The organism is Bacillus licheniformis DSM 13 = ATCC 14580 (genome assembly GCF_000011645.1).
GTDB classification, from domain to species: domain Bacteria; phylum Bacillota; class Bacilli; order Bacillales; family Bacillaceae; genus Bacillus; species Bacillus licheniformis.
On the sequence record NC_006270.3, the window covers coordinates 1,920,814 to 1,939,850 of the forward strand.

The following is a 19,037-nucleotide window of genomic DNA, read 5'->3' on the forward strand; positions in this document are numbered from 1 at the left end:
GGTCGTGATAATGATGATTCAGATCGTATTTGATTCAAAAACGGGAAACGTTCAGCGCTTTGTGGATAAGACGCCTTTTCGCAATAAACGGAAAGTCAGCACAGAGGAGTATCTAGACGAACCGTTTGTTTTGATCACGTACACGACAGGGTTTGGGGAAGTTCCGAAAACGACTGAGATGTTTCTTGAGAAAAACGCCCATCTTCTTTTGGGAGTTGCGGCAAGCGGAAACAGAGTGTGGGGAGACAATTTTGCGAAAAGCGCAGAAAAAATCTCGAAGCAGTATCAGGTTCCGATTCTCGGCAAATTTGAGCTCAGCGGGACGGCCAAAGACGTTGAACTGTTTACTCAGGAGGTAGAAAGAGTTGTCACAAAATCAAGTGCCAAAATGGATCCAGTTAAACAATGAGATCATGATCCAAAAAGACGGGAAATTCCAGTTTGATAAAGATAAAGAAGCTGTACATAGTTATTTTGTAGACTATATCAACCAAAATACGGTATTTTTCCATGATCTGAAAGAGAAAATCGATTACTTAATCAAGAATGACTACTATGAAGAAGAGTTTTTAAGCCGCTACACGTTTGAAGAAATCAAAGAAGTGTTCAAAGAGGCTTACGCCAAAAAATTCAGATTCCCGTCCTTTATGAGCGCTTTTAAGTTTTACAATGATTATGCGCTGAAGACAAACGACAAGAAAAAAATTCTTGAACGCTATGAAGACAGAATCTCTATCGTAGCTTTATTTTTTGCAAACGGGGATAAGGAGAAGGCGAAGGAATTCGTCAGAATGATGATCAACCAGGAGTATCAGCCGAGCACGCCGACGTTCTTAAATGCCGGCCGCAAACGCCGCGGAGAGCTGGTCAGCTGTTTCCTCTTGGAAGTCAATGATTCCTTGAACGACATTTCGAGAGCGATTGACATTTCGATGCAGCTGTCAAAGCTCGGCGGAGGCGTATCTTTAAACCTTTCAAAACTGCGTGCGAAAGGCGAAGCGATCAAAGATGTCGAAAACGCGACAAAAGGTGTCGTCGGCGTGATGAAGCTTCTTGACAACGCATTCCGCTACGCTGACCAAATGGGGCAAAGACAAGGCTCAGGCGCTGCGTACTTAAACATTTTCCACCGCGACATCAACGATTTCCTCGATACGAAGAAGATTTCGGCTGACGAGGATGTCCGGGTGAAAACATTGTCCATCGGGGTTGTCATTCCAGATAAATTCATCGAGCTTGCAAGAGAGGATAAAGCGGCATACGTCTTCTATCCGCACACCGTTTATAAAGCGTACGGCGAGCACCTCGACGAAATGGATATGAACGAGATGTACGACCGGCTTGTGGAAGATCCGCGCGTCAAAAAAGAAAAAATCCACCCGCGCAAGATGCTCGAAAAGCTTGCGATGTTAAGATCGGAATCCGGGTATCCGTACATTATGTTCCAGGACAACGTCAACAACGTGCATGCGAACAATCATATTTCAAAAGTTAAATTTTCCAACCTTTGCTCGGAGGTTCTGCAGGCTTCACAAGTTTCATCATACACAGACTACGGTCAAGAAGATGAGATCGGCCTTGACATCTCCTGCAACCTTGGTTCATTGAACATTTTGAACGTCATGAAAAACAAATCGCTCGAGCAGACAGTTAAGCTTGCAACCGATTCGCTGACGCACGTTTCTGAAACGACAAACATTACAAACGCACCGGCTGTCAAAAAAGCGAACAAAGCGATGAAATCCATCGGGCTCGGAGCGATGAACCTGCACGGATTCTTGGCACAGAACAATATCGCCTACGAAAGTGAGGAAGCGAGGGACTTCGCGAACACTTTCTTTATGATGATGAACTTCTACTCGATTGAACGATCCGCCGAAATCGCCAAAGAAAAAGGTGAGACGTACCATGGGTACGAAGGTTCAGCTTACGCAACGGGTGAATACTTCGAAAAGTATGTTACACAAGATTTCTCGCCTAAATTCGAAAAAGTGGCCAAGCTTTTTGAAGGCATGCACATCCCGACAAAAGAAGACTGGAAGCAGCTGAAACAGTTTGTCAAAGAACACGGATTGTACCACAGCTACCGGCTGTGCATCGCACCGACCGGATCCATTTCATATGTACAGTCAAGCACAGCATCGGTTATGCCGATCATGGAGCGGATTGAAGAAAGAACATACGGCAACTCCAAGACGTATTATCCAATGCCTGGACTTGCGCCGAGCAACTGGTTCTACTATAAGGAAGCGTATGATATGGACATGTTCAGGGTTGTCGACATGATCTCGACGATTCAGCAGCACGTTGACCAAGGCATAAGCTTTACATTGTTCCTGAAAGATACAATGACGACACGCGATTTGAACCGGATCGATCTTTATGCCCACCATAAAGGAATCAAAACACTTTACTATGCAAGAACGAAGGATACAGGGCAAGAAGGCTGCCTTTCTTGTGTCGTTTGATTAAAGGAGAGTATGCGAAAGTGACGAAAATTTACGATGCAGCAAACTGGTCAAAGCATGAAGATGATTTTACCCAAATGTTTTACAACCAAAATGTAAAGCAGTTTTGGCTTCCGGAAGAGATTGCGCTTAATGGAGATCTTCTGACATGGAAGTACTTGGGTAAAAATGAACAGGACACATACATGAAGGTGCTCGCGGGGCTGACGCTTCTCGATACAGAGCAGGGGAACACGGGAATGCCCCTTGTTGCTGAGCATGTGGAAGGGCATCAGCGCAAAGCGGTGCTGAATTTCATGGCGATGATGGAAAACGCGGTCCACGCCAAGTCCTATTCAAACATTTTCATGACGCTGGCCCCGACAGAGACGATCAACGAAGTCTTTGAATGGGTCAAACAAAACAAATACCTGCAGAAAAAAGCTCAGATCATTGTCGGGCTCTATGAAAAAATCCGCCAGGGCGATAAAATCTCGCTGTTTAAAGCGATGGTCGCATCCGTTTATTTAGAAAGCTTCCTGTTCTACAGCGGCTTCTACTACCCGCTTTATTTTTACGGACAGGGCAAGCTGATGCAAAGCGGCGAAATCATCAACCTGATCTTGCGTGATGAAGCGATTCACGGCGTCTATGTCGGCCTGCTCGCTCAGGAGATTTACAATCAGCAGACGCCGGAGAAAAAAGAAGAGCTGTATGCATTTTCCATTGATCTATTGAAAGAGCTTTATGAAAATGAGCTTGAATATACAGAAGACCTGTACGATCAAGTCGGCCTTTCACACGACGTGAAGAAGTTCATCCGCTACAATGCCAACAAAGCGCTGATGAACCTTGGCTTTGAAGCTTATTTTGAAGAAGAAGAGATCAATCCGATCGTGTTGAACGGGTTGAATACGAAAACGAAGTCACACGACTTCTTCTCAATGAAAGGGAACGGCTACAAAAAAGCAACAGTTGAACCGTTAAAAGACGACGACTTTTACTTTGACGATAAGTAAGCCGGGCTAAAAGGGCGCGCCAGCGCCCAAGCCCTGCCCTTCAGCTATTGATACACGGCAAAATGAGAGCAGAACGAATCTGCTCTTTTCACTTTGAGGAGGAAACGGATACAATGGGAAAAATGGACGAAATGATTCTCGTGGTCCCGCGGGAAAACGTATTTGCAAATGAAACGCTGACCTTCCAAGGCGTCAACAGCGACGGTGAGACGATCGGGAAGATCATGGCGCATATTGAACGCCACTTCAGTGAAATGAGAAGGGGAGACGCCGAGGAAGATCCTGCATTTAAACAGCCGATCCCTTATGTTGTCATCAAAAGAGAAGACGAAATATTTGTATATGAGCGGCTCGAAGGCGGAGGGGAAGCGCGGCTTCACAACAAGCTGTCACTCGGCTTCGGCGGACACATGAACTTTGCCGAAGGGCTTGACTTTCCCGATATTCTGAAGTTGAATACAGACCGCGAACTTGATGAAGAGCTTCTAATCGAGGAATCAGCTAAAGAAAAAATGGTGACGCTCGGACTGATTAATGATGATGAAAACAGCGTCGGGAAAGTACATATCGGAATCCTTTCAGCGCTTGAATTAAAACCGGGCGCACACGTTGAAGTCAAAGAAAAGGAGCAGATTGCCGGCCGTTGGATGAAAGCCAGTGATCTGAAAGAAAAAAGCGTCTATGACAGACTTGAATCTTGGTCACAGTTTGTCGTTGATATCTTAGTTTAAATTGGAAAACTCGCTGATCAGCGAGTTTTCTTTTCGTATAGAACCGGTTTCCATTGAAAAAATGAGCCATGCTTTTCGATCAGCCCGAAGCCGGGATATGGGAAATGACAGCCGTGGAGCAGGAACTGTCCGTTATAAGCCTGTCGGGCCAGCAGTCTCCTTGTCTTTTCTCCCTCGATAGGATCATGCTCAAGCGAAACCCGCAGCTTCGGATTGGAGATACTTTCCGGAATATGAAATACATCATTGATGATCTGACAGACGCCGTCTTTTGTATGCAATTCAATGGTCAGGTGTCCAGGCGTATGTCCGGGCGTATGGATCAGCTTCAGTCCGGGAAGCAGTTCGGTGTCTTCTGTCAGCAGCTTCAGAAGCGGCCGGACAGCGGAGAGAATGTGAAACTGAGGAGACGCCGGCGTTTGTTTTGCGTACAGCCATTCTGCTTCACTGAGCAGATGAACAGCGTTTGGAAAAGCGGGCTCTCCGTTTTTTAGAAGACCTCCCGTGTGATCTAAATGACTGTGTGACAAAATGACATAGTCTATCGAGTCAGGCTTGATTCCCGCCTGCTTCAGGTGATGAAGCAAGTGCCCGCTTTCTTGTCCGCCTGTTTCCCCAAATCCCGTATCAATCAGTATCCGTTTGCCGTTCGTCTCCAGACAGGCAAAGTTCAGCGCTGCTTCAAATTCTTCAGGATAACGTTCTGTTTCCTTGGAGTCTCCTCCCGCCAAAAAAAAATCCCTTGAAACCCGAAATGCTCCATCAGATAAAATTGTCATTTGAAAAGACTCGAGCTGCATGCGGTATGGCTCCTTCATGATAAATCCTTCCCCCTTGTGTTTGACCGAGCTGCCTTTGAAAAGGCAGCTTCATTGTGTCTTTTCATTTGCGATGAGATTTTTGATCGGTTATTATTAAATCGTAATTATTATGATTTAATAGCGGAAGTATAACTGAATCCGTTTATTCTTTCAATCAAAATATACTGTTTAAAAGGAAAGGAGCATGATTTTATGCCGACACTGGAAGAGCTGTATCGGTCCGTCATTATGGATCATGCAAGATACAGGCGAAATTTTCGAAAAATCGATAAACACGGCGTGTATTACGTCCATTACAAAAATCCAACATGCGGTGATGTGATGACTTTGTTTATCGACATTAAAAATGAAAAGATCGAAGACGCAGCTTTTATCGGAGATGGGTGCAGCATCAGCATGGCTTCCTCATCAATCATGACTGAACTGATAAAAGGAAAGACGTTAAAAGAAGCCGGGTTAATGCGTGAAGCGATGGAAAATATGATCAGAAAAGGAGAAGAGCCGGAAGAGGATCTGCTGGGAGATGCCGTTTCCCTGATTGGCGTCCATCCGTTGCGGGCCCGTCATAACTGTGCCCTGATGCCTTGGCAGGCGCTCGATCGGATCAAAGAGAACGTTTATTAAATGAACATCACATCTAAAGCACTCCGGTTCTAAAGCCACCGGCAAAGAATATCGGAAGATTCAAGGGAAAAAAGGGGCAGTAACGAAAGAGGTATGGAAAACGAAACGAATGTAAAGCAGGAAGCAATGGCGCAGCTTAAACGGAAAGGCATTCGAATGACACCGCAGCGGCTGGCTATCTACCATTATTTTCTAGCCAACAGGAACCACCCCACAATAGCTGAAATTCAACAATCATTGAGGGAGATATATCCTGCCGTCAGTACAGCGACGATATACAACACCATCCGCTATTTTAAACAAGAGGGCCTTATAAAAGAAATGGGGTTTACCGATCCGCTTCGTTTTGATTTGGCTCTAGAGGAACATGATCATGTCATATGCGAAGTATGCGGGAAGATCGTCGATTTTCATTGTCCGCAACTAGAGAAAGTAAAAGACATTGCGGCACGGCTGACCGGATTTAAAGTGACACATCACCGATTGGAACTGTACGGCATCTGCAACGATTGCCAGGCGAAAAGAAAATACGCCGCTAAAGAGAAAGGGGTTAGATAAAAAATTTGCTTGTGCGAAAAACCAAAAACCGATATATTGGTTTTATGATGAAGAATAACATTAAACGAATCAAACGAATTTCGCTTCGGGAAGAAGTGTATCAAACGCTGAAGCGCGCCATCGTACATTTGGAGCTAAAGCCGGAGGAGCGCCTGCATGACCAGGAGCTTGCAGAGCAGTTTGGCATCAGCCGCACACCTGTCAGGGAGGCGCTCAAACGACTGGAAGATGAAGGCCTTGTTGAAGCTGTCCCGGGATCGGCAACACGTGTAGCACCGTTAAATCGCGAGGAGGCTGAACACGCTTTTACAGTCACTGCGGCGCTGCATGCGCTGGCTGTCAGACTGTCGCTTCCTTTTTTAACGGATTCCGACTTTGATCAGCTGGAGGCGCATAACAAAACGTTGCAGCAAGCGATTCAAAAAGAAGACATTATCGAAGCAATCGAATCAGATGCTGCTTTTCATGACGTGTTTTTACAAGCATCAAAAAACCCGGAAATAACCCGGGCATTGGAAAGGATTTCTTCAAAAATTTACCGCCTTGAAATGTCGCAGTTTTCCTCGATCGGCAGCTTGAAATCTGTTGAACAGCATCAGAACATCATCGATGCCTGCAGACAGGGGGATCGGAATGCGGCCATCAAGCTTGCCGAGGAAAACTGGCTCAGTCTCGGAGATCGATTGGCCGGACATCAGGAAAAGGAGTGAAGGGATTGTGAGGCCGATTATACTGGGCGTTTTTGCAGCCTTCTTTTTTGCTTTTACATTCGTTTTAAACAGGGCGATGGAGCTTGAAGGGGGAAGCTGGATCTGGAGCGCTTCGCTGAGATTTATCTTCATGGCGCCTCTTTTATTTGCCATCGTTTGGCTTAGGGGGAATGTGAAAGAGCTTTTTCAGGAAATTAAAAAAGCGCCGGGCATTTGGGTGAGATGGAGCATCATCGGCTTCGGTCTCTTTTATGCGCCGCTCTGTTTTGCGGCGGCTTACGGACCGGGCTGGCTGATCGCGGGAACATGGCAAATCACGATCATTTCCGGTTCCCTCTTGGCGCCGCTTTTTTATGAAACCGTTCAAACAAAAACAGGTCCCGTACAGATAAGAGGCAAAATTCCTTATAAGGGGCTCACGATGTCGTTCATCATTTTAATCGGGGTGGCGCTGATGCAAGCTGAGCACGCGGCACAGCTTTCTTTGCACGAGATGCTGCTGTGCATCGCGCCGGTTATATTGGCTTCATTTGCTTATCCGCTTGGGAACAGAAAAATGATGGAAGTTTGCGCCGGGCGCCTCGATGCTTATCAGCGGGTATTGGGGATGACGCTGGCAAGCCTTCCGTTTTGGCTGATCCTCTCGCTGTACGGGCTGGCATCGGCAGGTGCGCCCAGCCGGGGACAAGTCATTCAGTCAGGATTGGTGGCTGTATTTTCCGGAATATGCGCGACTGTGCTGTTCTTTGCCGCAACAGATCTTGTAAAAGGGGATATGCGCAAATTAGCGGCTGTTGAGGCCACACAATCGTTTGAAGTGCTGTTTGCGGCCGCTGGTGAAATTTTAATCCTATCGAGTCCGCTTCCCGGTGCCATCTCATGGAGCGGAATGGCTCTTGTGATTATCGGAATGGTGTTGAACAGCCATGCATCGAATCAAAAGCCGGCGGTTCAAAGTAAAGCTGCAAAAGCATAAAAAAAGCCTGCGATCTATACGAGACAGATCGCGGGCTTTTCTTGATGATTGTCCCTATTCCTGGTAAATGAAAGCATCAAATCCGGCGTTTTTGGCTTGCTGAACAAGCGCTTCTGCATTCTCTTTCGAAGAAAAGGCGCCAATTTGCACTTTGTAAAGGCTGTCCCTGTCAATTACAATGGCATCAAACCCTTTTGCTTTCGCTTGAGCGGCAAGTGAATCGGCGTTGGCTTTGTCCCTGAAAGCGCCGATTTGCACTTTAAAAAGGGCTGTGGATTTTTTTGAAAGGTTAAATGCCCTTGCCAGTCCGTTGGCGTGGCCTCTCGCAATGGATTGAATAAACGCGGATGACTTCAGTTTCTCGGCGTCGCTTGTATTGTCTACAAAGCCATTTTCCGTAAGCAGTGCTGGCATTGCTGTTTCCCTTAGCACGTGAAAATTGGCTGTTTTCTTGCCGCGATCCCTGAAATCAACCACTTTTAAAATCTCTTCATGCATGATATCCCGATAGGTGGTGGTAGGTGCGCCGACGCCGGGATAAATGTAATCCTCGAAACCTGTCCCGCCCCCGGCATTGATGTGAATCGATAGAAAGTAGTCCGCCCCCCAGCTGTTCGCGGCGTTCGTGCGTTGCGTCAGACTGACGGTTTGGTCGCTTGTCCGGCTCAGCTGGACTGTAACATTTTGATATTCATTCAGGAGAATGTTTCTTAAAGCCAAGGCGATTTGCAATGTTAACTGTTTTTCTTGCAAACCATTGGCTGAAGCGCCTGGATCAGTCCCGCCATGGCCGGGATCGATAAAAATTTTTACCACAAGACATCACCTCAATAAACAGTCTATGAACTGATGTATGGGAAGGGTTGTACGATTGTCACCTGATAACGGAATTTTTTAAATATTCAGCTTATTATAGAACGCAATATGATCTTTAGGCAAGGGGGTTGCATGATTAATGTTTTTATCATATAATAAATTACGCTGCATTGTACGTAATGATAATTAAGTTTTAACCTTTAAGCTGTAATAGGGAGTTTTATATCGGAACCGGAATGTCATGCCTTCCTCGAAAGGACGACAGGAACGTTTCTGCAGACACCCACTTTGAGGAGTGTGGTTTAAAACTTTCTTACTTGCATACGGCAATTGCAGCACTTAAGTCATTTGAACAAAATGGCTTTTTTATTTGCGGAAAAATAGTTTACAATAAAAATTTTATGTAAACTAAATTGCTGTGAAATTTGAAATAAAGGGCGGTTTCCGCCCTTTTATTCATTTTAAAGCGAATTGCGTAATATGAAATTAATGCGTGAATGCCAGCCGGCAGAAGATGCAAAAATGACTGGCGTCAAAAATGCTGAATGATCATAATTCCTGTGATCATCAGGACGATTCCTAGAATGCGCTGGACGTTCAAGCGGTGTTTGGGGATTCCGAACCACCCAAAATGATCGATGACGAGGGCGATGATCATTTGGCCGCTTAAAGCCAAAACAACAGTAAGAGACGCTCCGACAATCGGCAAAAGCAAAATATTGGACGTAATAAAGACGACGCCGAGTATTCCGCCTGTCCAGAGCCACCACGGACTGCTTGTGACAAAGGTTTTTGCTGTTTGTAAATTGTTTAAAAATAACCGCCGATGCTCAATGAACGATGTAAGAAAAAGAAGAACGAGCATTCCCACCAAAAACGAAATCAGAGAAGCGATAAAAGGTGAGTGGATAGCATTTCTCAGCTCTGAATTAATGGATGTTTGAATCGGGGATGCCATTCCGGCAAAAAGCCCGAGCATCATGAAAAGAAAAACGTACATAGATTTGTTTTTCATCTGTGATGAACTCCCTTGCTATTTAATATTTTTTGATGATGAAAACTCCGGAAATAATGAATAAAATGCCGATGATTCTAGGAAAGTTTAATTCATGAACGGGTACGTGAAACCATCCGAAGTGATCGATCGCCAGAGCCATGATCATCTGCCCAAGCAGAGTGACGACAACCGTCAGAGCTGATCCAAGACGCGGAAGCAACAAAATATTTGAAGTTAAATAAAAAACGCCTAAACATCCGCCTCCAATGAGGATCCACCAGGGAATGGAAGGAACAAGTCCGATGATAGACAAAAAATGGCGCTCTGTCACTAAGGCGACAATGAGCAGGAGAAGCGTCCCGACAAAAAAAGAAATGGCCGCCGCCCCGTAAGGTGACCCGATTTTCATGCCCAGCCGTGAATTAATTGAGGTTTGAACGGGAATGGCCATTCCGGCCAAAATGCCGGCTATCAGTATTAAAATGATCATCATTTCTAAAAACTCCTTTTTGCGTTGATTGGAACGATTATTTCAAATCTGCGGAAAGCCTTGCTGTTTTGAAGGACACCTTGTATTTTGGCGAAAAGGAGTTCATGATGCAAGTGTTGATTGATGAAAAGATTGCTTATTGTGATCCCCTCTGCGGCTTAATGTTGAGAGTGCCCCCTTATGTATTAAATAGCGCAAATCGGTAGAACAGCCAAGTGGGACAATAACTTTGATTTTTACGATCCGCCATACAAAAACCTTTGGTATCCCAGTCATTGTAAAGCTCACTTTTGTCTTTTCTTTTGCGACCTTTGCCATTGCATCCTGCACATTGAAATTCAAAGCCAATACTTTCCTCAACAGCCGCTTTATTTCTACATATCATTTCTATATTTGTATAAAAAATCAAGTTTGAATCACGGCAAAATTCCGCTCACCCAATTGAACAGGCAAATTTTTGGGAAAGAAGAATTGTTAAACTGAAAAAAGTCCTTTACACTACAAGTAATATTTTGTTAGGGGGTGGGAACGTGTTCAACGAAAGAGAGGCGCTCCGATTAAGACTGGAGCAACTGAACAATGCCGAGATTCAGATCATACGCGAACTCCAAAGTGAGCGGAAAGACATTTATTCCAGGCTGCGGGAATTAGATCGTCAAAAAGTTTCTTCATCACATCATAAAAAAACTTTATTAGAGTTAGTCGATGAAACTGTAAATCTCTTGAAAAAATAGATCGAGTTGTAGATGAAAGAATTAACAGCAGCCGATGCTTGACCAAAAAGATAAAAAAGCAAGTTATACTTGTAATTGTGCGAAAAATGGAAAGGTTAGCAACTTGACTAGAAAAAAAACATTGTATAAGATTATTCTTACAAATCCAATAGGAATAAAAGCCCTAAAACTGACTGACTTGTCAATCAAGGCTTAGGGTGAGGAGGGAAATACATGGGGAATACAGACACAAGAGAGGAATTGCTACATATCGCGCTTGAGCTTTTTGCTACGAAAGGATACCACGCGGCAAAAATTTCAGATATCGTAAAACAGGCTGGCGTTGCACAGGGAACCTTTTACTGGCACTTCAAAAGCAAAGAAGAAATCGCCAAGGAAATCATAGGCAGAGGGAAAGATAACCTTCTCGCAGCCATTCATCAAGGCTACAGGCAAACGTTTGCTCTTGCCGATGATATGATCCAATCCACGACAGCGCTTATGAAAAGAATTTTTACGTTTGCACAGGAGAATAGAAACTTAATGACATTTTTATTAGTCAAGGGACAAGGCGCCGATCCGGAAATCAGGGAGGCAATCGAAGAGGCGCTGATCAGTGTTGAACAGGCATTTAAAAAGAACATTCAAAGGGCTACAGAACTTGGAATGCTAAATTCCTCCCATAACACTGATCTGCAGGCCACCATGTTAACAAGTCTTGTGTTGGGCACACTATCAAAATGGCTTTTTGGGCCAAAGCATGATCTGAATTATGTTCCTAAGTTTTCAGTTGATGAAATGACTGAAGAATTGGTTCATTTTGAATTTTTCGGACTGATTGGCCAAAGGGGGAATTAAATTTGTCTACTATTCAAAAAACAAATGGAGAGTTTGGGATTTTTCATGAAGCCGGTATGCAGGCGAAAGGGTCTTTCACTCCGAATTCAGACGGACTTACACCGATTGAGCTGTTGGAAGCTTCATTAGGTATGTGCATCACCATTTCTTTGCAAAAGATGTTTGAAAGGGATGGTATAGAGGTGCTGGAGGATGAGTTTTCCGTTTCTGTTTCCGCCGCTAAAGCCCCCGAAGGCCCGTCCCGTGTTGAAAAATGTTCGGTTAGCGTTAAATTGCCTGAGCATCTTCCGACCGACTATAAAAAGAAACTAATCACCTCTGCTGAAAGGGCATGTACAATCGGCAATACGTTAAAGCGAGGGGTAACGATTGATACCAATATGGTGTAACAACCTACATGATGAAACGAAGGAGCATGAAAATGGAAAACAACAGTAAAAAACCTTCCTATACAAACGCTGATGATTTTGCTGTTACATCAGTCCCTGAAAATAAAAGAAAATCGATTTTTAACATTACGATTACAAGCTGTGCCTGGATCATCTCATTGTCGACGATTGTGACTGGAGGGGCATTAATCCAGGGATTGAATTTTGCACATGCCGTTTTAGCAGCTGTCTTAGGCATGCTGATTCTTGCGGTATATGGCTTTTTTCAAGGAGTAATGGGTGCGAAATACGGAATATCGACTACCGTTCTTGCCCGTCTGGCCTTTGGTCGCTACGGATCGAGCCTTTTTGGAATTGTCTTGGCGCTGACGCTTGGAATCGGCTGGTTCGGCTGGCAGGTTGCTTTCTTTGGCACGACCATTTCCGAAATGTTTCCGGGTGTTTGGCTTGCAAAGCCTGAGGTCGCCATCGTTTGGGGCGGCATTTTAATGATCCTTACCGCGTTTATAGGATATCGCGGGCTTGCCGCTTTAAGCTTTATCGCTGTACCTTTAGTCGTCATTTTTTCCATATGGGGAATCATAAGTGCTGTCAATTACTCAGGAAGCTGGCATAACTTGCTGACATTTCACCCGACAGGGGATCCTCTGACGATATTTGCCGGAATTACAATTGTCGTTGGAAATGCTGCATTGGGCGCGGTTGTTTTTCCTGATGTGACGAGATATGCAAAAGGAGCGGTTTCAGGAGGAATAGGCGCTTCTGTAGGTTATTTCCTTGGAGGAGTGTTCTGTCTTGTTGCGGGAGCGGCAATGGCGATTGCCGCGAATGTTCCGGATATCGGGTCAACACCGAATATTCCTGCCGCTATGAGCAAGCTTGGCCTGGGCTTTTTAGCATTTTTAATCATCGTTTTTGCACAATGGACGACAAACGATAACAATTTGTATACCGGTTCGCTAGGGCTTCGCAATGTTGTGAACATTCCTAAGAAAGCACTTGTGGCGATCATGGGCGTGATCGGAATTATCATTGCATTACTAGGTGTCCAAAATATGTTTGTGCCATTTTTAACATTCTTAGGCTTGTATGTTCCGCCGATTGCGGGAGTCATGATCGCCGATCATTGGATCACAGCACCTGTCATCAAGAAAAAACAATATCAATTCGGGGCTGGAACAACTTATTCGAAGCTGAATGTTGCGGCGATTCTTTCGGTGATCATCGGAGGTTTTACCGCTTCAAAGATAACGTTCGGCATCGGGCCGATTAACTCTACTATACTTGCATTTTTGATTTATATCATCTTTACGTTTATTTTCACAAAATTAAATCTCCGTTACGAAATCGGAGAAGCGACAGAGGAATCGTCTGGTTTTTAAGCGGATAAGGAGGAAAGGTTTTCAATGATGAATGAAAAAAACCAATGGGTATTTGGAATTGATGTCGGCGGGACGTTTACAGATTTAGTGGCAGTCAACAAGGACGGAAAAATGGTTTCGACGAAGACGCCTTCAACCCCAGACCAGTCTGATGGTGTCATGAACGGAATTAAAAAAATGGCTGAAATCATCGGAATAGACGTAAAGGATCTATTAGCCAATAGTCCATTGGTTGTCCATGGAACAACAGTTGCCACTAACGCCTTGCTGGAATATAACGGAGCAAAGGTGGGGCTTCTCACAACGGAAGGCTTTCGGGACGAAATCGAATTCCGCCGCGCGTATAAAGAAAGCGTGTTTTCTCCGCGCTTAGAAGCTCCTTATCAAATTGTCCCAAGAAGGTATCGTGTGGGGATTCCTGAACGACTGGATCATACAGGAAATGTCGTAACTAAGCTTGATGAAGAAGCCGTCCGCCGGGCAGTCCGCGGGTTTATCCAAGAGGGGGTCGAAGCCGTTGCTGTCTGCTTTCTGTTCAGCTTCATGAATCCTTCACATGAAATCCGTGTCAAAGAGATTATTCAAGAGGAAGCTCCCGGCATGTTTGTATCGTTATCGTATGAAGTGCTGCCGCAGATTCGGGAATTTGAACGGGTGAGCACGACCATTGTCAATGCGTTTACCGGCCCTTCCATGCAAAGCTACTTAAACCATCTTGACGAACGGTTTCGCGAAGACGGATTTACTGGAGAACTGTTTGTTATGCAATCAAACGGGGGGGTCCAAAATGTCATTCAAAGCGGGAAATTTGCCGCGGGTGGCCTTTTGTCAGGTCCAGCCGGAGGAGTGACGGCTGCTTCCTTTATCGGGGAAAAATCGGGCTACGAGAACGTCATTACCGTAGACATGGGCGGAACAAGCTATGATGTCTCGGTTATCGAAAAATTAAATCCGGCGATCACGACGGAAAATTGGATCAGCAGATACAGGGTTGCCTTGCCGATGATGGATATCCATACGATCGGCTCCGGCGGCGGAAGCATCGCCTGGATTGACAGCGGCGGAGCTTTACAAGTCGGCCCGCGAAGCGCAGGCTCAAATCCGGGGCCGGCCTGCTACGGAAGGGGCGGAGAAGAACCGACTGTTACAGACGTGAATGTCTTCTTAGGCTATATCAACCCTGATAACTTCCTTGGCGGAGAAATGAAGCTTGACCGTTCGCTGGCTGAAAAAGCCATTCGTACACGAATTGCCGAACCGCTCGGAATTTCGACAGTGGAAGCCGCGCTTGCAATCTCACAAATCGTCAATAGTGATATGTCAAATGCAGTCCACTTTGTAACGACACAGCGAGGCCATGATCCAAGGAACTTCGCCCTGATGGCTGTCGGCGGCGCCGGAGCCATCCATGCAGGCAAGCAGGCGGAAGACCTGGGCATTAAAACCGTTATCGTTCCGTCCCTTGCTCCGGTCTTTTGTGCGCTCGGCGATGTGGCGGCAAACCTTAAAGTAACGGAGCTCAGGACGCGCTTTGAAAGTTTGAAAAACGTTGACCTGCAAGCGATGAACGCCGATTTTGAAAAGATGGAACAGACGGCCCGCGAAAAACTTGGAGGCCAATCGGTCACCAATCAATATGAAACGCGTCGCTTTATCGATATGCGCTACGCGGGGGAAGTCCATGAAGTAACCGTACCGGTGAAGTCAAGGACGCGAAGGATTACAGAGTTGAATCTTGAAGCAACGGCGGCAGACTTCCATGACCTTCATGAAAGAATGTTTGCCCATAAAGACCCTGAGCACGACATTGAAATCTTAAACCTCCGTCTTGATCTGGTGGGAGTCAGAGAGCCGTTAAAGCTTAAGGAGGAGCAGTTTGAACAAGAGGATCCTTCAAAAGCGAAAACAGGTGAACGCGATATGTATTTTGACATCGAACCGGCGAAAACGCCTATTTTCAACGGGTCAATGCTTGAGCCGGGCAACCTGATTGTCGGTCCTGCCATCATTGAGCAATGGGGTACGACCATTGTTGTTTACCCGGGACATGAGGCTCTAATCGATTCATACCGCAACTGTGTCATCGAAGTAAAGCATGCTCAACAGGCGACAAGAGGTGGAAATGCATGATCCAAGCTCAAATTCTTTATAGAAAGCTGCAAGCGATCGGCAGAGAAGTCGGGGATAATTTGCAGCGAATCTCCCGTTCTCCTGTGCTTTCGCAAGACCGGGCATTTGCTGCAGCGATTTTTACGAATGAGCTGAAAATCGCGGTTCAACATCAATACGAGCCTGAACATTTGTTCGCATTAAAAGAAAGTGTCGAAAATCTGTTCGACTATTTTTCGTTTGATATCGCAGATGGAGATGTGCTGCTGGTCGCAGATCCATACAGCGGCGGAACGAAAGGGCAGTCGCTCACCATGGCGGCGCCGCTATTCCTTGAAGGGGAGCTCGTACTCTTCCCCGCTATCCGCGCTCAGATGATTGATTTGGCCGGCGAGTATCCGGGGGGCTTCCATCCCGATGCATTTGAAGTATGGCAGGAAAATATCAGAATTACTCCGGTTAAGCTTTATAAACAAGGAGTTCTGCAGACTGATATTCTTCGTTTTTTATTATCAAACAGCCGGGTGCCCGCTTCTTTTAAAGCGGATCTTGAAGCCATGTATACATGTTTGCATGGTGCCAAACAGCAATTGAAAACGTTTCTTGGCAGCTACGGTCAAAAAACAGTGGCCGCATCGATCAAAAGCATGTTTGAATACAGCCAAAAAAGGGTTGAGCATCATGTCTCTCATCTGCCTGAAACAGAAATGAGCGCTGTCCAGGAGTTTGAAGTTACCAAAGGGCACAAGAGTACAATTCATGTGCAAATTTCAAAGAAGGAGAATGCGGTTGAGATCGATTTGAGCGGATCGTCAGAGCAGTCCGTAAAGCCGGTTAATTCACCTGCCGCTTTAACGAAGGCGTTTGCCGTTTGGCCGTTTCTTGCAAGGATTGCCGATGAAATACCGATCAATGAAGGAACGCTTCAACCTTTTCAAACGAAGACGAGGCCGGGAACGATTCTAGATCCGGAATTTCCGGCAGCTACAGCACTAGCTCCAAGCATTACCGGACATTTCGTCGCTGCAGCGGTATTTAAAGCCATTCAAAACGGACAAGGCACAAGTGAAGAATTTCCGCCGATTTATGGGCCAGGTCCGCAGGCCGTTTTTTATCCGGAGCTTGGCACAGGAGCCGAAACAAAATCAATCGTTCTCGCACCCGGGTATCCTTCAGCTTCAAAAGGCTTCGGACCGCCTGCTTTATTTGGCCAACGGATGCTTGTCTCTGCGGAGGAATTGGAGCTTTACCACGGTTTTAAAATGGTTTCCCGGGAGTGGACGGACAATGGGGAGGAAATGGAAGTGTCCCTGCTTAACCAGGAGGACGATATTTATTTCAACCTTCTTCTGCCTTTTAGCGAAAGGGGAAAATACGGGTCTCTGTCAAGAACGGGAGACCATGACGAAACCTTTTATGAAAGCACGGTACACCAACATGTGAAAAAAGGCAACCTCCTCGTCTTTACGTACTCTCAAAAGGAGGAGCAGCTATGATCAATCAGGACTTTATCTTATCACAGGTGGTCGGCGGTTCTCTTGATGCGGTTGCCAGGGAAATGAGCGCCACTGTCACGAGAACGGCCCGTTCACCATTGTTTAACGAAGCGCATGATTTTACGACGGGCGTCTTTGACCTTTCCGGCAAAAAATCGCGCCTTGTCGCGCAGGCCCCCGGCTGTACGCTTCACCTTTATGCGGTCGTAGGCGCAGTGGACCATCTATTGGACGCCTTTCGGTATGATCTTCACCCCGGGGATATTCTCCTGGTGAATGATCCGTATCATGGAGGCTCGCACAGCCTTGACTGGACGATCGTCATGCCTGTTTTTTATAATCGCAAGCCGATCCTGCTTCCTGCTGTACGAAGCCATATGGCCGATAATGGCGGTCCGGTTGCCGGAGGGTACAATCCGCGCTCAAAAGACATTTGGCATGACGGGCTGCGGATTCCGCCGTTAAAAATTTATGAGCGGGGAGAAAAGCGAAGGGATGTATTCGATTTAATCGTTGCAAACAACCGGCTTTCACATTGGCTTGAAGGCGACTTAAATGCGATGATCGGGGCGTGCAAGGTCGCTGCCTCCCGAATCCAGACGATGCTGGATAAGTATGGCGCCGAGAAGGTGATTACAGCCATTGACAACCGGATTCAATATACAGAAAACAGGGTTCGCGATGAAATCAGCAGCTGGCCGGACGGCACCTATGTCGGTGAAACATTCGCTGATCACGACTTTCAAGGCAACCGCGATATTAAGGTTCGCGCAACGGTGACCGTCAAAGGCAGCGATCTTCACATTGACTTTACCGGTTCATCCCCGCAAGTAAAAGGCTTCATCAACAGCCCGCTCTCAAATACGACTTCGTTTGCTTTTGTCGGTATTTCGACTTGCTGTGATGAGGATATTCCGATCAATGAAGGATATATGAATCCGGTAACAGTAACCGCGCCTATAGGAACAGTTGTGAACCCGCAGCTGCCGGCACCGTGCGGACACGCGACTGCGTGCGTCGGAGCAGAAATAGCCGAGGCTGTTCTTCAGGCCATTTCACAATGTGCGCCAAAACGGGTCGGAGTGAACGCCCATAAGCTTCCTCTCGCCTATTCTCACGGAAAATACGATGACGGCAAGCCGTGGGTGAATCTGAATTTTTACGGCTATACCGGCGGTGCGGGAGCTGCATACGAAACGGACGGATGGGGGCTTTATCCTCCTGTTATGACAGGAGTTATTCTTCCATCTATTGAAATGACCGAAGTTCAATACCCGAGCCGTGTATTAAAGCATGAATATACAAGCGATTTTACGGGTGCGGGCCGATGGAGAGGCACACCCGGGTTGGATGTTCAAATCCAGCACTTAAAGGAAAGCCGCACAAGCGTCATGATGGCAGGGGGCCGAAACACAACAAAAGGCTTCTGCGGAGCCGGCGATTCACCAAGCAACAAGGTGATTGTCGGGTATGGAACAGACGAAGCCAGAGAAATCGATGAAACGGCTTTTGAAGTCAAAATGCCTGTGGGCGGCATCATCCAATTTTACCGTGCAGGCGGCGGAGGCTGGGGAAATCCGCTGGAACGTGAACCGGAAAAGGTGCTGGACGACGTCTTAAACGAGTTTGTCAGCATTGAATCAGCATTGCAGGATTATGGTGTCGTGATTGACCCTGAGACACTTGCCATTAACGAAGCTGAAACAAAACGTGTGCGGGCATCCAGGCTTCCATAAATAAAAAAGCTGATCTGAGAGGAATTACTTTTCGGATCAGCTTTTTTTCTTTTCAAGACATCTATGGTAAAAAGAGGATAATTGCTTTCGAGAGAGAATGTAAACATAACCGGTTTTATCTTTTTAACCGGCGGGTACATAACAGATTAGCATGTGAAGGAGGCC

General features: G+C 46.1%; 18 protein-coding genes, 1 other RNA gene and 1 pseudogene. 16 read left to right on the forward strand and 4 right to left on the reverse strand.

The window, feature by feature from the left end:
• The first annotated feature begins 13 nt into the window (after positions 1–13).
• The 4 genes from nrdI (at position 14) to TRNA_RS31245 (ending at position 4,197) form a co-directional block, all read left to right on the forward strand.
• Positions 14–409, forward strand: a complete 396-nt coding sequence (gene nrdI, locus TRNA_RS31230; protein ID WP_011197997.1) for a class Ib ribonucleoside-diphosphate reductase assembly flavoprotein NrdI — start codon at positions 14–16, stop codon at positions 407–409.
• Entirely contained in the window at positions 366–2,468 is a 2,103-nt protein-coding gene (gene nrdE / locus TRNA_RS31235; RefSeq protein ID WP_003182052.1) for a class 1b ribonucleoside-diphosphate reductase subunit alpha, read from the forward strand. The genes nrdI and nrdE overlap by 44 nt, the downstream gene beginning before the upstream one ends.
• A 20-nt stretch (positions 2,469–2,488) precedes the next feature.
• Positions 2,489–3,466 carry a class 1b ribonucleoside-diphosphate reductase subunit beta gene (gene nrdF, locus TRNA_RS31240; RefSeq protein ID WP_009328440.1) on the forward strand — a complete coding sequence of 326 codons (978 nt, stop codon included), beginning with the start codon at positions 2,489–2,491 and terminating at the stop codon, positions 3,464–3,466.
• 113 nt (positions 3,467–3,579) lie between these two features.
• Positions 3,580–4,197 (forward strand): hypothetical protein, encoded by a 618-nt coding sequence (locus tag TRNA_RS31245; RefSeq protein WP_003182056.1) that lies wholly within the window; start codon positions 3,580–3,582, stop codon positions 4,195–4,197.
• Positions 4,198–4,214: 17 nt separating this feature from the next.
• Here the strand turns inward: TRNA_RS31245 and TRNA_RS31250 are convergent, their stop codons facing one another.
• Positions 4,215–5,015: an MBL fold metallo-hydrolase gene (locus TRNA_RS31250; protein ID WP_003182059.1), complete on the reverse strand. Its 801-nt coding sequence runs from the start codon at positions 5,013–5,015 to the stop codon at positions 4,215–4,217.
• 195 nt (positions 5,016–5,210) lie between these two features.
• Here TRNA_RS31250 and sufU point away from each other — a divergent pair, with 195 nt between their 5' ends.
• The 4 genes from sufU to TRNA_RS31270 all read left to right on the forward strand — a co-directional run bounded on the left by sufU (position 5,211) and on the right by TRNA_RS31270 (position 7,886).
• A complete protein-coding gene (gene sufU, locus TRNA_RS31255; RefSeq protein WP_003182061.1) occupies positions 5,211–5,642 on the forward strand; it encodes a Fe-S cluster assembly sulfur transfer protein SufU in 432 nt (143 codons plus the stop codon).
• 93 nt (positions 5,643–5,735) lie between these two features.
• Positions 5,736–6,200, forward strand: a complete 465-nt coding sequence (locus tag TRNA_RS31260) for a Fur family transcriptional regulator (protein ID WP_003182064.1) — start codon at positions 5,736–5,738, stop codon at positions 6,198–6,200.
• Positions 6,201–6,244: 44 nt separating this feature from the next.
• Positions 6,245–6,910: a GntR family transcriptional regulator gene (locus tag TRNA_RS31265; protein WP_009328436.1), complete on the forward strand. Its 666-nt coding sequence runs from the start codon at positions 6,245–6,247 to the stop codon at positions 6,908–6,910.
• Between the two features lie 7 nt (positions 6,911–6,917).
• A complete protein-coding gene (locus TRNA_RS31270) occupies positions 6,918–7,886 on the forward strand; it encodes a DMT family transporter (protein WP_011197999.1) in 969 nt (322 codons plus the stop codon).
• 54 nt (positions 7,887–7,940) lie between these two features.
• Here the strand turns inward: TRNA_RS31270 and TRNA_RS31275 are convergent, their stop codons facing one another.
• A complete protein-coding gene (locus tag TRNA_RS31275; protein ID WP_003182101.1) occupies positions 7,941–8,702 on the reverse strand; it encodes an N-acetylmuramoyl-L-alanine amidase in 762 nt (253 codons plus the stop codon).
• A 159-nt stretch (positions 8,703–8,861) separates the two neighbouring features.
• On the opposite strand from TRNA_RS31275, the gene ssrS reads away from it, so the two are divergent.
• A non-coding RNA gene (ssrS, locus tag TRNA_RS43270) (6S RNA) lies at positions 8,862–9,045 on the forward strand.
• Between the two features lie 189 nt (positions 9,046–9,234).
• Here the strand turns inward: ssrS and TRNA_RS31280 are convergent.
• Together TRNA_RS31280 and TRNA_RS31285 are read right to left on the reverse strand one after the other, a co-directional pair.
• A complete protein-coding gene (locus TRNA_RS31280; protein ID WP_003182102.1) occupies positions 9,235–9,717 on the reverse strand; it encodes a DMT family transporter in 483 nt (160 codons plus the stop codon).
• Between the two features lie 22 nt (positions 9,718–9,739).
• A complete protein-coding gene (locus TRNA_RS31285) occupies positions 9,740–10,192 on the reverse strand; it encodes a DMT family transporter (protein WP_003182104.1) in 453 nt (150 codons plus the stop codon).
• 527 nt (positions 10,193–10,719) lie between these two features.
• On the opposite strand from TRNA_RS31285, the pseudogene TRNA_RS44455 reads away from it, so the two are divergent.
• The 7 genes and pseudogenes from TRNA_RS44455 to TRNA_RS31325 all read left to right on the forward strand — a co-directional run.
• A pseudogene (locus TRNA_RS44455) lies at positions 10,720–10,845 on the forward strand (hypothetical protein); the annotation flags it as partial.
• A 291-nt stretch (positions 10,846–11,136) separates the two neighbouring features.
• Entirely contained in the window at positions 11,137–11,760 is a 624-nt protein-coding gene (locus TRNA_RS31300; RefSeq protein ID WP_009328434.1) for a TetR/AcrR family transcriptional regulator, read from the forward strand.
• A gap of 2 nt (positions 11,761–11,762) precedes the next feature.
• The gene (locus tag TRNA_RS31305) at positions 11,763–12,149 is read left to right on the forward strand and encodes an OsmC family protein (protein ID WP_009328433.1); all 387 of its coding nucleotides are present in this window, start codon (positions 11,763–11,765) and stop codon (positions 12,147–12,149) included.
• A 32-nt stretch (positions 12,150–12,181) separates the two neighbouring features.
• Positions 12,182–13,531, forward strand: a complete 1,350-nt coding sequence (locus TRNA_RS31310) for a cytosine permease (protein WP_011198001.1) — start codon at positions 12,182–12,184, stop codon at positions 13,529–13,531.
• 24 nt (positions 13,532–13,555) lie between these two features.
• Positions 13,556–15,661, forward strand: a complete 2,106-nt coding sequence (locus tag TRNA_RS31315) for a hydantoinase/oxoprolinase family protein (RefSeq protein ID WP_011201659.1) — start codon at positions 13,556–13,558, stop codon at positions 15,659–15,661.
• Positions 15,658–17,136, forward strand: a complete 1,479-nt coding sequence (locus TRNA_RS31320; RefSeq protein WP_011198003.1) for a hydantoinase B/oxoprolinase family protein — start codon at positions 15,658–15,660, stop codon at positions 17,134–17,136. The genes TRNA_RS31315 and TRNA_RS31320 overlap by 4 nt, the downstream gene beginning before the upstream one ends.
• Positions 17,133–18,872 (forward strand): hydantoinase B/oxoprolinase family protein, encoded by a 1,740-nt coding sequence (locus tag TRNA_RS31325; RefSeq protein ID WP_003182124.1) that lies wholly within the window; start codon positions 17,133–17,135, stop codon positions 18,870–18,872. Before TRNA_RS31320 ends, TRNA_RS31325 begins: the two co-directional genes overlap by 4 nt.
• The last annotated feature ends 165 nt before the right edge of the window (positions 18,873–19,037 follow it).